Below are 18,951 nucleotides of genomic sequence, written 5' to 3'. Positions count from 1 at the left end.
GAAACCAGCGGAAGATGCCGACACCCGCGGAGATAAAGAAAGCCCTGCTCCAGGCCGGATTCGAGATTTACCGCACCCGGGTCGACGCCGTGCAGGTCGCCGAGCGGGTGCGGGAGAACCTTCTCATGGATTCGGGGATCGTCGTGAGCGCCGAGCCGCTTCGGGTCGGCTTCGTCGTGCGGGCCCAGCGCAACGACTTTCCAGGCGCAGCGGAGTCGCAGCTCTTCGAGCGGGCGCGCGGGCTGGCCGAGGCCGCGATCGCGCGCGGGTACGCTGAGGGCGGAACCAACATCCGCCACGTCCGCGACCCCGGGGACGAGGAGCGGACGCTCGACACCTGGTGCGAGGTCCAGCTCGAGAAGCCGGTGGCGTCGCTCGAGCTCGCCGTCAGCGAGGTGGGCTTCGCCCTCTCGCTGGAGAAGACCGTCCTGCCGCGGTGAGCGGTCGCCGATGTCGTCTGACCGAGCCGCGAGCCTGCTCGGGCCTTCCGGCCCGCTCGCGCGCGGTCTCGCGGGCTACGAGGACCGCGAGGGCCAGCTCGCGATGGCGCGCGCCGTCGAGCGGGCGCTCACCGAGGACCGCATCCTCCTCTGCGAGGCGGGCACCGGGACGGGCAAGACGCTCGCCTACCTGGTCCCCGCGATCCTGAGCGGGCGCAAGGTCGTCGTCTCGACCGCGACGAAGGCGCTCGAGGACCAGATCTTCACCAAGGATCTGCCGCTCGTGGCCGAGCACCTCCGGCTCGATCCGCGCGCGGCGCTGGTGAAGGGGCTCGGCAACTACCTCTGCCTGCGCCGCTTCAACGAGCTCCGCCACAGCCCCGGCGCGGGCGCCGGGCTCGCGGGGCGCTCGCTGCCGCTCCTCGAGGCGTGGGCGCAGGAGACCGAGATGGGCGACGTCGCGGAGCTCGCCCACCTCGCCGAGGGGGATCCGCTCTGGCGGGAGGTGGCGTCGTCCAGCGAGACGCGGCTCGGCGCCTCGTGCGAGTACTTCGACGGCTGCTTCGTCACGCGGATGAAGCGCGAGAGCGAGTCGGCGCGCCTGCTCATCGTCAACCATCACCTGTTCTTCGCGGACCTCGCGCTGAAGATCGCCGGGGCGCGCCGCGGCTTCGCCGGCGTCGGCGCGCTCCCGCCGTACGACGCGGTCGTCTTCGACGAGGCGCACCAGCTCGAGGACATCGCGACCAGCTTCTTCGGCGTCCGCGTCTCGCGGGCGCGGGTCGACTCGATGCTCCGCGACGCGGACAGGGCGTTCATCACGTCCGGCCTGGCCGATCGCATCCTCGGGCGGGGCGAGGGGACGGCGCTCACGGCCGTGGTGCGCGAGGCCGCGGACGCCCTCTTCGATCGGCTCGCGCTGCTCGGGGGCGCGACGGGCGCCGGGGATCGCGGCGACACCCGGGTCCCCCTCCCGAGGGACGCGTGGTCCGGCGATCTGCTCGGCGCCTACCACCGGCTCGACGACGTGCTCGAGGCGCTCGCGGGGTACGCGAGCGCGAACGCGGTCAGCGAGGCGGTGCAGCTCGTCGGCAACCGCGCCGCGCAGCTCCGGGACGACGCCGCGCGGATCGTCGACCCCGCGACGAACCAGGTCACGTGGGTCGAGGTGCGCGGCCGCGCCGTCTCGTTCGGCGCGTCGCCGGTCGACCTCGGGCACATGCTCCGCGAGCAGGTCTTCGAGCGGATCGGCGCCGTGGTGCTGACGAGCGCCACGCTGACCACGGGCGGCTCCGCCGGATCCGGGTTCCGCTTCCTCCGATCGCGGATGGGCCTCGACGAGGACGTGTCGGTGCCGGTCGACGAGCTCGAGGTCCCTTCGCCGTTCGATTATCCGAGCGCCGCGATGCTCTACACGCCGCGCGATCTCCCCGAGGCGACCGACGCGTCGTTCGTCGAGCGCGCGGCCGATCGGATGGCCGAGCTCATCGCGATCACGGGCGGCGGCGCGTTCGTCCTCTGCACCTCGAACCGCGCCATGAACGCGCTCGCCGCCGCGCTCCGCGTCCGGCTCGACCGCGCGGCCGCCCAGGCGAGGGCCGAGGGCGCCGGCGCGCCGCGGCCCAGGGCCCCGCTGCTCGTGCAGGGGGACGCGCCGAAGGGGACGCTGCTCCGCCGCTTCCGCGCCGAGCGGCACGCCGTCCTCGTCGCCACGATGAGCTTCTGGGAGGGGGTCGACGTGCCCGGCGAGGCGCTGCGCCTCGTGATCATCGAGAAGCTCCCGTTCGCGGTGCCCACCGATCCCGTCGTCGCCGCCCGGTGCGCGGCGATCGAGCAGGGCGGCGGCAACCCGTTCATCGCCTACAGCGTCCCGCAGGCCGCGATCACCCTGAAGCAGGGGTTCGGCCGGCTCATCCGCACGCGCACCGATCGCGGCATCGTCGCGATCCTGGACCGGAGGATCCGCACGCGCGGCTACGGCCGCGTGCTGCTCGACAGCCTGCCCGGCGCGCGCCGGACGGAGCGCATCGAGGACGTGCGCTCGTTCTGGGCTGCCGCCGCGCAGCCGCAGGCCGCGCAGCCGCAGGCCGAGGAGAGCGCGAGGGCGCCGGGCGACGCGCCGCCGTGATGCGCGCGACGGACGTCGCGCGTGCGACGTCCCGCCCTGGATCCACCCGGCGGAGGTCGCGCGTGCGACGTCCTGCCCTGGATCCACCCGGACGCCCCGCCACCCGGCCCCGCTGTGACAGCGCTGACCTCGAGCCGTGTAAATCGGGAAAGGATGGTGTGCGAACACCCTGACGCAGTGCGAACAAAATTGCGCACTCAGGCGGTCGGACTACTCTATGGGGCGGTCGTGCCGAACGACCCCTGGTTTCCAGCGCAAACCGCGAGAGCGACACCGCGAGTCAGGGCGACGCGGAGCGAAGCGTCGCCCGAGCTCGCGCTGAAAAAGAAAGGAGTCGAGTGATGAGCGAGCTCGTTGCGCACCTCCCCCTGATCTCCCTCGTCGTTGCCCTCGCAGCGCTCGCCCTCGCCGGGGTCGCCCTCGCGCGCAGGTCGGCGTCGTCCCGGCGGTCGGCCCGCGCGCTGTCCGCGAAGGAGCGGGCGATCGCGGCGGCCTGCGCGGACGCGCTGTTTCCCCCGGGCGGCCCGATCCCGCTCTCTGGTACCGAGGCCGGCCTGGTCGAGTACATGGAACACCACGTCGCGCGCGCGCCGCGGCCGCTCCGGCCGTACTTGCGGCTGCTGCTCCACGCCGTCGAGCTCTCGCCCTGGGTCTTCGGCCCGCGCCGCGCCCGCTTCACGCGCCTCTCGCAGCGGGATCGCATCGCGGTGCTCGCGTCGATGGCGCAGAGCCGCATCTACCTCCGGCGGGTGACGTTCCTCTCGCTCCGGACGCTCCTGTCGATGGGATACCTCGCGAACGAGAAGGTCGCCTGCGCGATCGGCGTCGCCTGCTGCCCCGCTCCGTTCGAGCGCCGCGCCGAGCGAGCGGCGGCGCGCGCGGCCGTCGCCGTCGAGCCCTCGTCGCTCGCGCCGGGGGTGACCGCGTGAAGCTACCCACCGTGGGAGGGGCGCTCCAGCCGGCGGGCCCCGGGCGGAGCGAGCGGCGATCGCTCGCCGCGGCCACGGCCCGCGCTGGCCACGGGAGGGGAGCGGTGGAGCCGCTCGCGCCCGGCGATCCGCGCGCCGGGGTGAAGGTGTTCGCCGACTACGACGGCGAGGTCCGGGCGTCGTGCGAGGTGCTCGTCGTCGGCTCGGGTCCCGGCGGGTCGGTCGTCGCGAAGGAGCTCGCCGAGGCAGGGCGCGACGTGATCCTTCTGGAGGAGGGCCCGCCGTTCGGGGTGGAGGATTTCCGGCAGGAGGCGGGTGAGTCGCTCGCGCGCACGCTGCGCGAGGGGGGGATGCGGGCCGCCCGCGGGCGCATGCTCATCCCGACCATGCAGGCGATCGCGCTCGGGGGCGGATCGGTGGTCAACTCCGCGATCTGCGCGCGCTCGCCCGCGTGGGTGTTCGACAAGTGGGCGGAGCGAACCGGGACCGCGTCGATCACCCTGGACGCGCTCCTGCCCCACTACCAGCGCGTCGAGCGCCTGCTCGGCGTCTCGCCCACGCCGATGGAGGTGCAGGGCGAGCGCAACCTGCGCTTCAAGCGCGGCTGCGACGCCCTCGGCCTGTCGAGCGAGCCGACCCACCGCAACGTGCGCGACTGCCGCGGCTCCGGCGAGTGCTTCACCGGGTGCCGCAACCGCGCGAAGATGTCGACCGACATCTCGTACGTTCCAGCCGCGATCCGGGCAGGCGCGCGCGTGTTCACCAGCGTGCGCGCCGAGCACCTGCTCCTCTCCGGCAGGCGAGCCACCGGCATGCGCGGTCGCACCATCGAGCCATTCACCTGGCGCGAGGGGGCGCCGGTCGAGATCCGGGCCGAGCTGATCGTGCTCGCGGCGGGCTGCATGGCGACCCCGCTGATCCTGCTCCGCAGCGGCGCCGCGAACTCCAGCGGCTACGTCGGCAACGAGCTCCAGCTCCACCCAGGGCTCGCGATCATGGCGGTCTTCCCGGATCCCATCGACCCGTGGGAGGGCGCCACGCAGGGCTACCATTCGCTCCATTTCCTCGAGCAGGGCATCAAGCTCGAGGTCCTCTGGTCGCCTCCCGCCGTGCTCGCCGCGCGGTTCCCCGGCTTCGGGCACGACTACCAGCGTCACCTCCGGACGTACCACCGCATGGCCCCGTTCGATGTGATCATCGCGGCCGAGCAGTCGCGGGGGACGGTCCGTCCGAAGCGCGGCAGCTGGGATCCCGACGTGCGGTTCGACTACGCGCCGCGCGACGTCGAGAAGATCCAGCGCGGCCTGGGCATCCTGTCGGACATCTGCTGGGCGGCCGGCGCAGGCTCGATCCTGCCCGGGCTGCACGGCGTTCCCGACGAGCTGAGGTCGCCGGAAGAGGCAGAGATCCTGAAGAGCAAGCGGCTCGACGGCCGCGACACGATCACCGCGGCGAACCACGCGTTCGGCACGGCGCGCATGTCGAGGCGATCGCGCGACGGTGTGGTCAACGAGGAGGGGCGCTGCCACGATCTGGACAACGTGTACGTCGCAGACACGAGCGTCTTCCCTGGAAGTCCGGCCGTGAATCCGATGCTCACGTGCATGGCGCTGGCCGATCGCATCGCGTGCGGCATCATCGATCGCTGGTGATGCGCGCGCCGGCGTGTCACCACAGAGCTCAGCGACGCGGGGGGCATCACGACCGTTGCGCAGGGACGGCGTGTGAGGGGGGCCTTGCACCGAGAAGGAGGCAACTCCCGAGTTGATGTGGGGCCCCCACGGGGTACAAGTTCATCGGCACCTTTCGTATCGCACGGGGCCGAGCCGTCCGTCCGCCGAGCTGGGAGGGAAGCTTTGGGACCGAACGCAGTGACAGCCGCAATTCCGCGTGGGCAGGCGCGTTCGCCGCACCGGGGCCACGGCCACCACGGTCGGGTATTGCTCGTCGAGGACGAGCCCGATCAGGCCGCGATCCTCGAGGCGGTCCTGCGGCACGAGGGCCTCGATGTCCTCGTGGCGTCGAGCGGCGAGCAGGCGCTCGAGATCCACCAGCGGACGCCGGCAGACGTGCTCGTCACGGATCTCAACCTGCCAGGGATGACCGGCGTCGATCTGATGCGCCGGCTCTCGCCGGGCGAGCTCGAGGGGCCCGAGCCGAAGTCGCCTCCGCCCGCGGTCGTCATGGTCACCGGCGCCGCGTCGATCACGAGCGCCGTCGACGCCCTCAAGCTGGGAGCGGCCGACTACCTCCAGAAGCCGCTCGACCCGGCGCGCCTCGTGCTGCTCGTGCGCGAGCTGCTCCTGCGGGGCCCGACCCGCGGCGAGTTCGAGGGCGAGGACGACGACCCCCTCCACGGGCAGCTCGTGTTCGAGGGGATGATCGGCGGCTCACCCAAGATGCGCGAGGTCTTCACCCGCATCGATCGCGTCGCCGCGACGATGGCGCCCGTGCTGATCGTGGGCGAGAGCGGCACCGGCAAGGAGCTCGTCGCGCGCGCCATCCACAACCGGAGCCGCCGCCGCGCGGGCCCGTTCGTGCCGGTTCACACCGGCGCGATCCCGCGCGAGCTCATCGGCAGCGAGCTCTTCGGCCACGAGAAGGGATCGTTCACCGGCGCGTTCGCGGCCGCGGAGGGCAAGTTCGAGGCGGCGGCCGGCGGCACCGTCTTCCTCGACGAGGTGGGCACGATGGACGCCGCCGTGCAGGTCAGCCTCCTGCGCGTGCTCGAGACGTACCGGTTCACCCGCGTCGGCGGCCGCAAGGAGATCGAGGCCGACGTCCGCGTGGTCGCCGCCACGAACAAGGATCTGCTCGACCTCGTCGACGACTGCGTGTTCCGCGAGGACCTCTACTACCGCCTCAACGTCTTCACGGTGACGTTGCCCCCGCTGCGCGAGCGGCGAGAGGACATCCTCCCCATCGCCGAGCGCTTCCTGCTCAAGTTCGCGAAGCGCTACGGCACCCCGGCCCGGCGCCTCGCCGACGCCGCCGTCGAGCGGCTGACGGAGCACGACTGGCCGGGGAACGTCCGCGAGCTACGCAACGTCATCGAGCAGACCGCGCTCTTCGCCTCGACCGAGCTGGTCTCGGCGAACGACGTCCAGCTCGGCCAGGGCCGGATCGAGCGGCGGTCTTCCCGGCGCTCGTACGACAGCATCCCGCCGCCGGCGAAGTCCGCGGCGCAGGTCGTCCCGCCCGAGCCGGCCGAGCCGCTCTCGGTGCCGGTCGTCCACCCTTCGGAGCTGGCCGTCCCCTCCGAGCCAGCGCCGTCGCACGCCGTCGCGCAGCCGGCCCCGGCCTCCGTGGGCCCGGCCTCGCTGCCGCGCAGGCCTCCGGGGGAAGGGGTCGCGCACGAGGCCGAGGCGCCGCGGGACGCCGGCGAGGCCGCCGAGCACCCGCTCGTGCTGCGCCTCCCGGTCGGCACGCGCCTGGCGGACGCGGAGCGCAAGCTCATCCTCCTGACCCTCGAGGCCGTGCGCGGCAACAAGCAGCGCGCCGCCCGCGTGCTCGGGATCAGCCGCCGCGGCCTGTACTCGAAGCTGCAGGCGTACGGCGAGCACGTGGGAAGCCACGAGGCCCCTGGGCCGAGCGAGAGCGCCGAGAGCGTCGAGACCGCCGAGAGCGCCGAGCCGCAGGACCCGGTCGACGAGGTGCCCGTCGTGAGCGAGGAGCCCAACCTGGACGACCTCGGCTCCGCGCGCGGCGAGGCCTGAGCGGGCCGTCTTCCTGCCCTCTTTCCGCGAAATTTGCCGCCAGGGCCGCCGATTTTGGGTCGCACTCCCGGCGCTGGCCTGCGCGGTCCTGCGACGCGCCCCGACAGCGGTCCGGCGTCGCCGTTCCGTTTGTGCTTTACGCAGGGGCGAAGACCTCGGCTATCGTAAAGCGGCGAGCTACGAGATCAGACGCGCGACTGGCACGTCAGAGAGCGAGCCACCGGCGCGGTATCAAGGTAAACTCCACGCGACGCCTCGCCGGCACTACACCCCTGCGGGCCAGCCCCCAATGAAGATCACCTGTCAGTCCTGTCAGTCGAAGTACACGGTCTCGGACGAGAAGGTCCAAGGCAGAACCGTCAAGATCAAGTGCCGCAAGTGCGGCGCGACGATCCTCGTGAACAGCTCGGGTGTGACGACCAACGGCGGCCCCGCCGACCCGGTCTCCGGGACGAGCGTGCCGAGCGATGGGACCACCTACCTGGTCAACGTGGCGGACGGCGATCAGCGCTCGATGACGGTGGCCGAGATCGTCGCCAGCTATCAAGCGGGGGCGATCAACGCCGAGACGTACATCTGGGCGGACGGGATGGCCGACTGGCAGCCGCTCGGCCAGGTCGACACGATCGTCGCCGCGCTGCACGCGGGCAGCGCGCCGGTGTCGGCGGCCGCCCACGAGGCGCCCCCGGTGCAGTCCGTGCCCAGCGGCGGCGCGGCCGTGAGCCAGCCTTCGGCCGGTGTCGAGGCGGTTGCGGCGGCCGCTCCTCGCGCGGCGGCGGTGCGTCGCGATCCGGCCCGTCCGACGCAGGACCTGTTCGGCGGAAGCTCGGGGCCGGAGGCGCAACGCCCCAGCTCCGACGACGTGGCGACGAGCGCTCCGCTCTTCAAGAGCGGGGCCGCTCCGGGCCAGCGAGACGAGAACTCGATGCTCTTCTCGCTGAGCGCCCTCACGGCGAAGGCCGGCCCCGCCCCGGCGAGGGCGAGCGCTGCCGTCTCCGAGGACTCCGGCCTCATCGATCTGAAGGCGCTCGCCGCAGGATCCGGCGTGACCGCGCCGTCGCCGGTCGCGAGCATCGTCGCCAACGACGGCGGCCTCTTCCAGCTCAGCGCGCCCATCGTGACCGCGGCGCCGGCACCGTCCGTCGCGCCGACGACCTACGAGGCGCCTCCCAAGAACCGGGCCCCGCTCATCATCGGCGCCGGCATCGCGATCGCGGGCCTTGCGATCGCGGGCGTCTTCTTGCTGGTGAAGGGCGGCGGTGAGGCGCCGGCGCCCGCCGTCGTCGAGAACGCGGCGCCGACGGCGGCGGCCCCGGCGACGACGACGCCGCCCGAGCCCGAGCCGGCACCCGCGGCGACGGCAACGGCAACGGCCGAGCCGGTCGCGAGCGCGAGCGCGAGCGCGAGTGCAAGCGCGGCGCCGAGCGCGGCTCCCGCCGCTGCGGCACCGCGCGCGCGGCCCTCGCGGCCCTCGCGGCCAGCCGGCGGAACCGCGAGCAAGGCGCAGCAGCCTGCGGCCGCTCCGGCGCAGGCCGCGCCGGCTCCCAAGCGCGGTAGCTGCGGGTGCGCGCCCGGCGACCTGATGTGCGCGATGAAGTGCTCTGCAAAGGGCAAGTGAACACGCGGGGGCTGTTACCCACGCCCCCGTGATGAACGGATGCTCGGCCTTGTCCGCGCCGTTGCGTGATGCTCCCCCGGAAGGGCGCGTAGCGCAGCGGCAAGGGCAGTGCGGCGCCCAGGGGGCCGCGCTAGCATCGCTCGTCATGAGCGAGCCGGACGGGCGGCTGCACGCGCCGAGGCCTCGATGGACGCCGGGCGCTGCCCCCCCCTTCGCGATGGCGCTGCTCCTCGGAGCGAGCGCCGCAGGATGCGGCGGACGGGCGGCGGCGGCGCTGGCCGGAGACAAGGCGTCGAGCGATCGCGACGGCGTCGCGCGGGCGTTGCCGGCGGCCCCCGGGGCGCGCTCCGCGCAGGGGGCGCTCGTGACGATGGTCACGCCGTCGCTCCTGCTCCCGGATCTGGTCGGGGAGCGCGGCGTGGTGGCGAGCGAGGCCGGGTCCAGGCGCGTGCTCATCGATCGCATGCGCGTCGTCGCGCGCGACGACGGGTCGCTCGAGCGCGCTGCCGAGCTGCTGCCGCCGGGCCAGGTCACCGCGCTCAAGCTGCCCACGCGGCTCGGCGGCGGTTACGTGTTCCATGCGTCGAACCGCGGGAGCGCGCAGCTCTGGCGGGCCCAGGGCTGGCTCGCCCCGCTCGAGCCGCTCGCCCAGCTTTCGTCGGAGGCGAACGAGGTCATCGCGGGGTTCGACCGACTCTACGCCCGCCTCTCTCATAACCACCGGCTCCTGGCGATCGACGCGCAAACGGGCGCGGCGATGCCGCTCGGTCCGCTCCCGCCGGCGAGCGCTTACGGTCAGCTCGCGTTCGCCGACGGCTGGCGCGCGGTGGTCGAGGCCGACCTGCGCGGGCTGCTCGTCACCTTCGATGCCGGCACCACGTGGCGCGCGCTCGACGTCGACGCGCGGCCGTCCTCCCTCGGCGTCATCGGCGGCGATCCCGCGGTGATCACGGCGAACGGCTTCTACTCGGTCGATGCCCGCGGCGGCGTCACGTACCGCACGCTGGATGCGCCCGAGGACGTGCAGGAGCCGCCGGCGCGCGCCCAGGGGCCCTTCGGGAGACGCCCGCTCCGCGCCGCGGTCGAGGACGGGTGGCCCGACTCCAGCACGACCGCGGTCGTGGCTCGCGGCGGCGCCCTGGCGCGCATCTCGCTGCGCGACGGTGCTGTCCTCGACGTCGTCACCGACGCCTACCCCGAGCGGCAGGCCGCCTGTCACGCGGTCCGGGCGGGCGCGTCGTTCGGCTTCGTCTGCGGCGAGCGCGATGGCCCGACGATCCTTTACGCCTTCCAACCGCCGCTCGGCATGCGCCGGATCCTGCGCTTCGACCGGCCGCGCTTCGTGACCGCGAGCGGCAACGGCGCGCTGGTGATCCGCGGCTCCTGCGGCGAAGATCGCGCGGAGCAGGACGGCCGCGCTTACTGCGTCGTCGCTGCGGGAGGGGGCGCGCGCGAGGTCCGCGTCCACGCGCCCTGGAAGGACGTCGGCCTCGAGCGCGTCGTCGCGCTCTCCGACGGCCGCGTCGCCGTCCTCTCGCCGCCTCGCCCCGGCGTGTCGGGGCAGCTCACGCTGCTCAACGGGAGCGACGTGACCACCGTGCCCTTGCGCCTCCCGAGCAAGCCCCGCAGCACCGTCCGCGGTCTCCAGCAGGGGATGTGGCTCGAGGGCTTCGAGGAGCGCGAGCCCGGCGTCCTCGGCGGCTGGGTCGAGGCAGGCGGTCCGATCACCGGTGTCCGGATCGACGTGAAGAGCGGCAGGGTGACGGCCGGCGAGGTGCGCCAGGACGGCACGGGCGCGCTGCTGTCAGGGCGGTTCGCGCTCTCCCTGGGGGAGGGGGAGCGCGCCGCCGAGTCGACGGACGGCGGCATGACCTGGCGCCCCTTCGAGCTGCCGGAGCGGGACGACGACGCGAGGGCCTCGCCGACGCGCGCGTGCGGCCCCGTCGGCTGTGCCTTCGGGGGCTGGATCCGGATCGGCTGGGGCAAGACGGCGTCGCCGGGCGACCTCGCCGAGGCGAAGCCGCCGCCGGTGCTCCAGGCGCCGCTGCGCGCCGGCAGCCCGATCTCGATGCGCTGTGAGGTGCTCGGCTCCTCGACCCCGCCGCTGCTCGACCGGGCGTCGGCTGCGCCCCCGCCGCGCTCGCGCCCGGGGGGGCGCGGGGCGTCGAAGGAGACCGCGCGCTCCGCATGGGCCCCGTTCCGCAACACCGCGCCGCCCGCGCTCGGAGCGGACGAGAGCGGGCTCGACAACGGGGCGCCGTACGACATCGTGGCGATGCGCGCCTACGTATGGGGCAAGCGAGGCGCTGACTGGGCGCGCGCTGGGCGCTGGCTGGTCCGCTTCGATGACCGCTTCGATCCAGACGGCGGCGTCCGCTCCAGCGCGGTCAGCGCGTCGCCGTGGCCTGACGAGGCGTCGGCCGCCGAGGCGATCGGGATGGTCACGCACGGCGCGGCGTCGTGGGGTGCGTACCTCGATCCCGGCGGACGCGCGGCGCTCACCCATGTCTGCCGGGGCGCGGGTTGCAGCCTGTTCGCCGTCTCCGAGGGGCTCCCGATCCTCCCGCTCCGCGACGACGCCGGCCGTACCGGCCACTTCCTCCGGCCGTATCCGAGCGGCGCCGTGCAGCTCGGGGAGACCTGGTTCTTCGTGGCGCCCGGCGGCTCCTACGAGACCGTGAACCTGTGGCGCGCCGATCTCGGGATCGCGCGGCTGCTCACGACCTATTCTCGTCCCGCCCGCACGAGCTACGGGGTCGATCCGCCGCGCCTGGTCCGGCGCGCGCTGGGCGGCGGGGTCGGCTTGCTCATCTCGACGGCCCCGGATCCTGGGGTGCGTACCGGCTCCTGGCATGTGCTGCCGATCGATCGCGACACCGGCGCGCTCGGCGAGGCGATCCCGCTGGGGCGCAAGGATCTCGCGGGCACACCGCTCACCCGGTGCCACCCGGGCCAGGACGGCTGGCTCCTCGACACAGGCCTGGAGGGCTCGCCCAGCTTCGAGCTCGGCGGCAATGGCGCGCCGCTCGACGGGGCCGAGCTCCGGCTTCGCCTGGAGCCCGGCAGCGCGTGCGTCGAGACGATGGCGATACGGCTCCAGGGCGTCCTCACGAGGGCCTCGGACAGGCCGATCGATGTCGCCGACGGCGGGATCCCGCTCGCCGCGACCGAGCGGTCGACGGGCCGGAGGTGGCGCCTGCGCTGCGCGCCGAAGGCCGCTGCCAGATGACGCACCGGGGGAGGATCGAGGCCTGAGCCCGACCTCGCGTCCGCCTCGGGGCCGCGCGGTAGCTAGTCGGCCGGGACCTCTGTGGAGACCGCGCTCGCTTCGCCATGGACGCTCGCCTCCGCGTCAGTCCCGTCACGCACGGTTCCCAGCCAGTCGGCGGTCCACTTCATCGGCGCCCCGGTGCTGTCGATCTGCGCGTGTCCCGAGGCGTTCACGACGAGCTTGCCGGTGGGGCCGGCCCTGTCCGGGGCCTCCATGCTGGCGAGCCTGCGGAGCTCGAGGCCGCGCGCGCACAGCGTTGCCATGCAGGTGCTGTTGCAGCCGGGGTAGCCACCGAGCGCTGCTCCGAGCGCGGGGCACTCCGCCGCGGCGGCGAGCGCCGCGGCGATCGACCGCGTCGCGGGCATCTCCGCGGCGGCCCCGAGCCCTGCTGCGCCGCCCACGTACCGGCTCGGCGACCAGGAGAGCGTCCCGGCGAGCCGCAGCACGTCGCCTGGATCCGCGGTCCACGACATCGTCTGATCCGACGGCACACCCGCGCTCGCGGCGGGCAGGCTGCCGAACCGGCTCACGTTGAAGAGCGCACGTCCGGGCATATCGACCGCGCCGCTCAGCGATCCAACGATCGAGAGCGGCGCCTCGGCCAGCCCGGCGCGGGCCCATCCGCGGCACCTGTCCTGCAAGCGGGGCGAGAGCGCGGCGAGGTGCTCCCGGGCGGTCGTGTCCCAGCCGAGGGCGGCCCGGCGCGCCATGAACGCGTCCGCCTCCTCCGGCGGCGCGGCGAGCTCCATGGCGTCGAGCAGGGACGCGGCTTCCTCGCCGTCGGGCAAGAAGCCGTGGATCATCCGCTCGGTCGACGCTTCAAGCAGCGCGTCCAGCCCTTCGGCCGACGCGATGGTCAGCGTCATGTCGAGGCGGGTCGCCGCGAGATCGACGGGCAGGTCCTTGATCGGAACCCGCACGTCGCGCGTGATGCCGGCCTGGAGCTCGCGTTCTCTGGCGCAGCCCCATAGCGTCCGACCGCTGTGGAGCGCGACGGCGAGGCTCGGCCCCACGGGGGCGCCCGTCACGACCACCGGCCCGCCTGGCCCGCCGTGCGCCACGAGCGCGCCCATCGGCGCCTCGGGCGCCGTCGCCGCGAGCTCCTCGCAGGTGGCCCCGGCGACGACGCTCGCCGTCCAGCCGTTCGCGAAGCGCGTGCCCTGGTAGACCGGGGTGACGCGCAGCGTACCGAAGCCCTCCGCGCTCACGGCCACGCCGAGCTCCGCGGCGAGCCCCTCCTTCGTGGCGGCGCGCAGCCGGAACGTGCTCAGGTTGGAGGCGTGGAGCTCCACCCAGGCCCGGCCCTCATCGTCCGCGGTGGCGGTGGTGCGATCGAGCCATGCGCCCCCGGCATCGCCGAGCAGGCTGAAGCTCACCTTGTAGGGGGCCGGTGGATGGCCAATGACCCAGACCCTGTGCACCTCCCCCGGTTCGAGCTGAAGCGTCCCCTCCTCCTCGAACGTCAGCATCCTCATCTCGGGATGAGCTGGGCCTGACGTCGGGTCGGGCGCCATGTCGGCGCCGTCCAGGTGGATCGAGCAGGATCCAAGCCCGACCATGGCGACCCGGGGCAACCAGGCTTTCCAGGGCAAGTTCACGATGAAATTGTAGCTTGCGCCCTATCCGGCGAGAAGCCGACGGGCCGCGCACCAGGCGGGCCCTGGTGATCCGCGGCCCGGCGATGTCGTGGGGATGCGACTACTTCACGTAGATCTGGGCGACGGCCACGCCGCTGCCCCGGACACGCATGATGGCCTTCGCGGGGCCGCCCACGGGGAGCGGGTTCTTGAAGCATTGCCCCTTGCCGCCGAGCGTGGCGTTGGGCCCGGTGGTGCTGTCCTGGGCGAGCACCACGGGCGGCAGCATCGGGGCAGGCTGGGCGACGATCTGCAGGTCGAGCTCCTGGACGCCGAGGCCCACACCGATGACCGAGTAGCACTTGCCCGCCTGGATGTTGAACGGCTGCTCGAGCGTCTGGCCGTCCTGGAACTGCCCGGCGAAGGCGCTGCCTTCCGGTTGCATGCCCTGGACCTCGGAGGCCGCCATCGCGGTGAGGACAGGGGTCGCGGCGGCCGCTGCAGCGGGCGCGATCGCGGTGGCCTGACCGGTGCTCGTGCCGGCCTGCCCCGCCGGCTGCGTCGGGGCGGGCGCCGGCGTGGCGGTGGGCTGCTGGTACTGGCCGGGCTGGGTGGGCTGCTGGTACTGGCCGGGCTGGGTGGGCTGGCCGTACTGCCCGGGGGGATACTGGCCGGGCGGGTACTGGTTTGACGCCCCGTACTGGTTCTGCATCTGCGACGGGTCGTTCGGCTCCGGGTCGCTGCCTCCGCAGGCGAGGGGCGCGAGCCCGAGCAGGGCCGCAGGAATCAGGACGTAAAAGCGCATACGAGGCTCCTTCAGGGTTATGCGGGGTGAGGTCACGATTCTGGGACGCTCGCCACACCCGCGGCGGCTCACGGCCGCTGGTCACGGTCGGTAAGACGGCTGAGGCGGGGGCGTGTTCTACAACGACTTGGCGGCGCGAGGCCAGACGCTGAGGTCCCGGCGGGGCGAGGGCGCCGAGCGTGAGCGGAAAAGCGGGCGGCGCGTCCCTCTCGCCACAGGTCAGGAGCACACTGTCGGCCAGCGTTCGGTCCATGGCCGCGGGGCCGAGCGCTTCGCCCATGGCCGCGGGGCCGAGCCACGGCGTCGCGGCCCCGTCGAGCCCCGCGCGATCGATGGACGTGGCCGTTCGGCACCTTCGCGCAGGCGCTGCGCGTCGCGCGTGCGCTGCGCGTCGAGCGAACGCCTCGCGCGCATACGCCTGCGCGTCGGACGCACGAAGGGGCGGCACCGCTTCCGGAGGGGGCGAGGACGCGCGTTGTCCGGATCGGACACCCCCCGGCGGGGGGCCGCCCGCCGCCTTCGCCCAGTTGACGCGGGCGAAGGTCGACACCAGAAAGCCTGTTCGGGGCTGTGCGTCTGGTTCGCGGCGACCGAGTGGTCCTGCCGGCGAGCCGGACGTGGGCCTGTTGCCAGCCTCGCCGCCAGCCAGGACCGCCTGCGGTCCGAACGGATGACCGGCCTCTGTGTACATCGAGAATTGGGCGATCCCGCTCGCGGCGGGAGATCAGGAACGAGCCATGAGCGACATCCACCAGGCGATCAAGGATACCGTCGAGAGCAACCGCGTCGTTCTCTTCATGAAGGGCACCAAGACGTTCCCGCAATGCGGCTTTTCCGCGCGGGCGGTCGACATCCTGAAGAAGTGCGGCGTGGACTTCAAAGACGTCAACGTCCTGACCGACCCCGCGCTGCGGCAAGGAATCAAGGATTTCTCGCAGTGGCCGACGATCCCCCAGGTCTATGTGGACGGGAAGTTCATCGGCGGCTCGGACATCCTGACGGAAATGTTTCAGTCCGGCGACCTGCAGAAGCTCCTGTCGAAGCAGGGCTAGGCGCCGGCTGACGGACATCGCACGCCACGCTCACGTGGGCGATCGCGCCTGGGCAAGCAGGTCCGCTGCGCGCAGGGCGCGGCGCAGGACCTCGTCGAACATCGCCTCCGTGAGCCGCCCGGTCTGCGTGTTCTGCTGGCTGACGTGATAGCTGCCGAAGAGCCGCGCTTCGCCGGGGCCGCCGCGCGGATCGGGGATGAGCGCCTCCACGCCGTGCGCGAACGGCGGGAGCCGCGGAGGCCCCTCCGCGCGGCGCCGCGTGGGCTCGCCGGCGGCGGCAGGGGCGCTCCGCGCGCGGGCGAGCGCGCCGACGGCCTCGTAGCCTATCCGGCCGAGCGCCAGGTAGACGTGCGCGCCGCGCAGCGCCCCGAGCTCTCGCTCCAGCCAGCCGCGGCACGACGCGAGCTCGGCGCTCGTGGGCTTGTTGTCCGGCGGGGCGCAATGGCAGGGGGCGGTGATGAACGCGCCCCGGAGCGCGAGCCCGTCGCCGCGCCAGGTGCTCGTCGGCTGCGAGGCGATCCCCGCGCGGAAGAGCGCCGCGTAGAGGAAGTCGCCCGAGCGATCGCCCGTGAACATGCGGCCGGTGCGGTTCGCGCCGTGCGCCGCCGGAGCCAGGCCGACGATCACGAGCGGCGCCTCGGGATCGCCGAAGCCCGGAACGGGGCGGCCCCAGTAGGTCTGGTCCCGGTACGCGCGCCGCTTCTCTCGCGCGACGTCCTCGCGCCACGTCACCAGCCGCGGACAGCGGCGGCACTCGACGAGCTCCGCCTCGATCCGAGCGAGTGCGCGCGCTGCGCCGCCGCGGCTCATCAGGACGGCTCTCCGTGCGGGCTCGCCGACGGGGCGCGCGGCTCGGCGTCCTGGCCCCCGTCCGGCGCGCGCTCCCCCGCGGCCGGGCGCGGAGGCGCCGCGGTCGGCTGTTCCCCGTAGCCTTGCTCGCCGGCCACCATCCCGGTGACGATGCGATCGAGCACCGCGTCGAAGCGCAGCCGGTTGAAGCGCGCGCCGCTCGCCAGCCAGTCGATGTGCCCGCCCTTGCCCGGGAAGTGCCCCACGATGTCCAGGTGATCGGCCTTGCCCGCCCAGATGAGGTCTCCCCAGACCTGTGACGCGAGCGGGACCACGCCGTCGTTGGCGTCCGGCGGCGGCAGCTCGCCGAGCACCTGCGCGAGCTTCTGCTCGATCGATCCGTCGTGGGAGCGGCACGGGTAGTGCTCGTCCAGGCGCGCCGTGATGTTCGAGAGCGCGGTGAAGATGGCGGCCGACATGGCCCCCCACGGCGACCGGAGCGCCGACACCCAGTCGCGGACGGCGTTGCGCGGCGCGTAGGTCGCGACGCTCTGGTAGCGCAGCCCCGGGCGGTCCTCCAGGCCGGCGTGGAGCAGATCCATCGCCTCCGGCATGAGCTGGACGATCGCGCCCTGATCGTCGCGCAAGAACTTGAGCCAGGCGCGCAGCTCGCGGCTCGACGCGTCGTCGAGCACGCGGATGAAGCTCTCGATCGCCCGATCGACGAGCTCGATCTCGAAGAAGCCGAGCTGCACCCGGCCGAACGCGGCGGTGAGCGCCGACGCGGCGGCGAGCGGCGGCGCGCCGAGCTTCAGCCCCGCCACCGTGAGCGCCGTGACGGCATAGAGCAGGCGCTGGCCGCTCACCGTGGCGAAGAACGCCGCGAGCGGCGTGCCGAAATGCGGCGTGTTGATCGTGGTGACGGACCGCAGCCGGCTCGTCCACCCGAGCCGACGGTGAGCGTTCCCGGGGAGGCGCACCGCGGGCGAGGCCACGAGGCGAGCGTCGAGGCCTCCGGTCGAGTGGCCGACGATGTGGATCGGCCCGCCGTCGTTCCCGGCGCTCTCGTCCACGAGGCGGGCCAGGGTCGCGGCCCGGCGGAGGATGGAGGCCGTCGGGTGCACCTCGCAGACGTGGATCTCGACGACGCGACCGCGGTCGCGAAAGCGCTGCTCGACCGCGCGGATGAAGTGCTCGAAGTACTCCAGCGACGCGAGGCGGGCGAAGCCGAACATGCCGGGCGATAGATAGACGCGCGTCCTCTGCACGCACCGGACTGTGCCATGTTCATCGCCCGCCGGCGGCATTTCCCGCGCCGCCTGGAGGCCCCCGGGCCTGCGCGCGCCCTGGGGGGGCGGCGCGCAGAAGCGGAGGCGGGTCGACCGCAAATCCGGCTACGCTGAAGGCGTGGACGAACTGAGCGCGCGGGAGATCGAGGCGGCTGTGCAGGAGGCCCTGGGCCTGTTCGGGATCCCGGGCTCGGTGCGCGTGCAAGGTCGGCAGATCGCGCTGCAAGGGCGCGGCGCGCCGGTGGTCATCGATCTGGAGCAGCTGGGCGAGCAGTGGTCGCTCTTGCCGCAAGACCTGCGGACGCGCAAGGCGTCCGACATCGCCCGGCGGCTCGCGCAGGCCCAGCGCACGGTGAGCTCGCTCGCTCCGCCGGCGGCGAGCGCGCCGCTTCGGCCCCTGCGGCGCCTCGCGATCCCCATCGGCGTGGTCGTGCTCGTCGTCGCTGGCGCGCTCTTCGGCGCGCGCGCGCTGCGGATGCGGGATGCGCCGGCCGCGCTGCCGCCTTCGCCGGGCGAGACCGCGGACGAAGAGGCGGCGCGGCACGCGCGCACCTGCGAGGCGGCGCGGAAGCGGATCTACTCCGGTGCATCCATGGGGCCCTTCGAGCTCGCCGGGTGGGTCGCCGAGCTCTGGCTGGCGACGCCGCGCCCCGGCGGCGCAGCGCAGGCTGTCGCGGGCGCCGCAGGCCAGGAGACCGTGACCGCCGACGCCGCAGGCCTGGGGGCGTTCGTCGCGCACGGTCGATTGACCGAAGGCGCCGACGCAGAGCTCGCGGCGGTGACCGACGGCGTCGTCGAGATCGTCCCCGGGTTCGGGGACGAGGAGGCAAAGCGCTCGCCGTCGTGGCGCGCGATCATCGCGCGCTTCTCCGGCGGATACGCGCGCGCTTACTTCGATTCCACGCAGCGAGCGCGCTTCGTCGCGCTCGCGGACCGCATGGCCGACGCCGCGGGCGCCGAGATCGGCGCCCTGTACGCGCGCTGCGCGCACCTGCCCTACCACGACGCGGGCGCCTGGTTCCGCGGCCCGGATCCGGCCGCGGCGGCGGCCGCGCTCGTCTATGCGTCCGGCCTCTTCGCCGAGCTGCCGGCGGTGAACCGCGCGGCGCTGGCCGCGCTCGGCGGCGCGGGGCAGCTCGACGCCTTGCGCGGCGCCGGCGCCGCGCTCGACGCGGCGGGCCTCGGCACGCTCGTGGGGGCGCACGGCGGCGGCATCACCAGGGGCGGGGCGGGCGCCGTCGTCATCACGTTCCCCGTCGGCGGGCCGACCCGGGCGACGAGCGCGAGCCGCGTGGTCGCGCGCAAGCTGCAGGTCGGCGTGGGCAAAGACTGAGCGC

The 18,951-nt window shown here is 73.7% G+C and carries 13 protein-coding genes; 9 read left to right on the top strand and 4 right to left on the bottom strand.

Translation table 11 applies throughout. The features are described 5' to 3' along the window. The first annotated feature begins 14 nt into the window (after nt 1-14). The 7 genes from WMF31_RS23370 (at nt 15) to WMF31_RS23340 (ending at nt 12,060) form a co-directional block, all read left to right on the top strand. Nucleotides 15-440: a hypothetical protein gene (locus WMF31_RS23370; protein WP_436604063.1), complete on the top strand. Its 426-nt coding sequence runs from the start codon at nt 15-17 to the stop codon at nt 438-440. A 10-nt stretch (nt 441-450) separates the two neighbouring features. After that, complete coding sequence (locus tag WMF31_RS23365; RefSeq protein WP_436604062.1) at nt 451-2,568, top strand: ATP-dependent DNA helicase; 2,118 nt, start codon at nt 451-453, stop codon at nt 2,566-2,568. A gap of 341 nt (nt 2,569-2,909) precedes the next feature. Then, complete coding sequence (locus WMF31_RS23360; RefSeq protein WP_436604061.1) at nt 2,910-3,497, top strand: gluconate 2-dehydrogenase subunit 3 family protein; 588 nt, start codon at nt 2,910-2,912, stop codon at nt 3,495-3,497. After that, complete coding sequence (locus tag WMF31_RS23355; RefSeq protein ID WP_436604060.1) at nt 3,494-5,149, top strand: GMC family oxidoreductase N-terminal domain-containing protein; 1,656 nt, start codon at nt 3,494-3,496, stop codon at nt 5,147-5,149. The genes WMF31_RS23360 and WMF31_RS23355 overlap by 4 nt, the downstream gene beginning before the upstream one ends. A 288-nt stretch (nt 5,150-5,437) precedes the next feature. Then, nucleotides 5,438-7,213: a sigma 54-interacting transcriptional regulator gene (locus WMF31_RS23350; protein WP_436604059.1), complete on the top strand. Its 1,776-nt coding sequence runs from the start codon at nt 5,438-5,440 to the stop codon at nt 7,211-7,213. A 289-nt stretch (nt 7,214-7,502) separates the two neighbouring features. Continuing rightward, nucleotides 7,503-8,831 (top strand): zinc-ribbon domain-containing protein, encoded by a 1,329-nt coding sequence (locus WMF31_RS23345; protein ID WP_436604058.1) that lies wholly within the window; start codon nt 7,503-7,505, stop codon nt 8,829-8,831. A gap of 145 nt (nt 8,832-8,976) precedes the next feature. Continuing rightward, nucleotides 8,977-12,060: a hypothetical protein gene (locus WMF31_RS23340; protein ID WP_436604057.1), complete on the top strand. Its 3,084-nt coding sequence runs from the start codon at nt 8,977-8,979 to the stop codon at nt 12,058-12,060. A 62-nt stretch (nt 12,061-12,122) separates the two neighbouring features. Here WMF31_RS23340 and WMF31_RS23335 read toward each other — a convergent pair whose 3' ends face one another. Together WMF31_RS23335 and WMF31_RS23330 are read right to left on the bottom strand one after the other, a co-directional pair. Next, nucleotides 12,123-13,571, bottom strand: a complete 1,449-nt coding sequence (locus tag WMF31_RS23335; protein ID WP_436604056.1) for a hypothetical protein — start codon at nt 13,569-13,571, stop codon at nt 12,123-12,125. A gap of 229 nt (nt 13,572-13,800) precedes the next feature. After that, entirely contained in the window at nt 13,801-14,484 is a 684-nt protein-coding gene (locus WMF31_RS23330; RefSeq protein WP_129347393.1) for a hypothetical protein, read from the bottom strand. A gap of 737 nt (nt 14,485-15,221) precedes the next feature. On the opposite strand from WMF31_RS23330, the gene grxD reads away from it, so the two are divergent. Further along, entirely contained in the window at nt 15,222-15,536 is a 315-nt protein-coding gene (gene grxD / locus WMF31_RS23325) for a Grx4 family monothiol glutaredoxin (protein WP_436604055.1), read from the top strand. A 30-nt stretch (nt 15,537-15,566) separates the two neighbouring features. On the opposite strand, the gene WMF31_RS23320 is transcribed toward grxD, so the two are convergent. Beyond that, nucleotides 15,567-16,346: a uracil-DNA glycosylase gene (locus WMF31_RS23320; protein ID WP_436604054.1), complete on the bottom strand. Its 780-nt coding sequence runs from the start codon at nt 16,344-16,346 to the stop codon at nt 15,567-15,569. After that, nucleotides 16,346-17,593: an esterase/lipase family protein gene (locus WMF31_RS23315; protein ID WP_436604053.1), complete on the bottom strand. Its 1,248-nt coding sequence runs from the start codon at nt 17,591-17,593 to the stop codon at nt 16,346-16,348. The genes WMF31_RS23320 and WMF31_RS23315 overlap by 1 nt, the downstream gene beginning before the upstream one ends. Nucleotides 17,594-17,732: 139 nt before the next feature. Between WMF31_RS23315 and WMF31_RS23310 the strand changes: the two genes are divergently transcribed. Further along, a complete protein-coding gene (locus WMF31_RS23310; RefSeq protein ID WP_436604052.1) occupies nt 17,733-18,947 on the top strand; it encodes a hypothetical protein in 1,215 nt (404 codons plus the stop codon). The last annotated feature ends 4 nt before the right edge of the window (nt 18,948-18,951 follow it).

The organism is Sorangium sp. So ce1036, assembly GCF_051369805.1.
GTDB classification, from domain to species: domain Bacteria; phylum Myxococcota_A; class Polyangia; order Polyangiales; family Polyangiaceae; genus Sorangium; species Sorangium cellulosum_F.
This window is presented reverse-complemented; position numbering and strand designations above follow the sequence as displayed.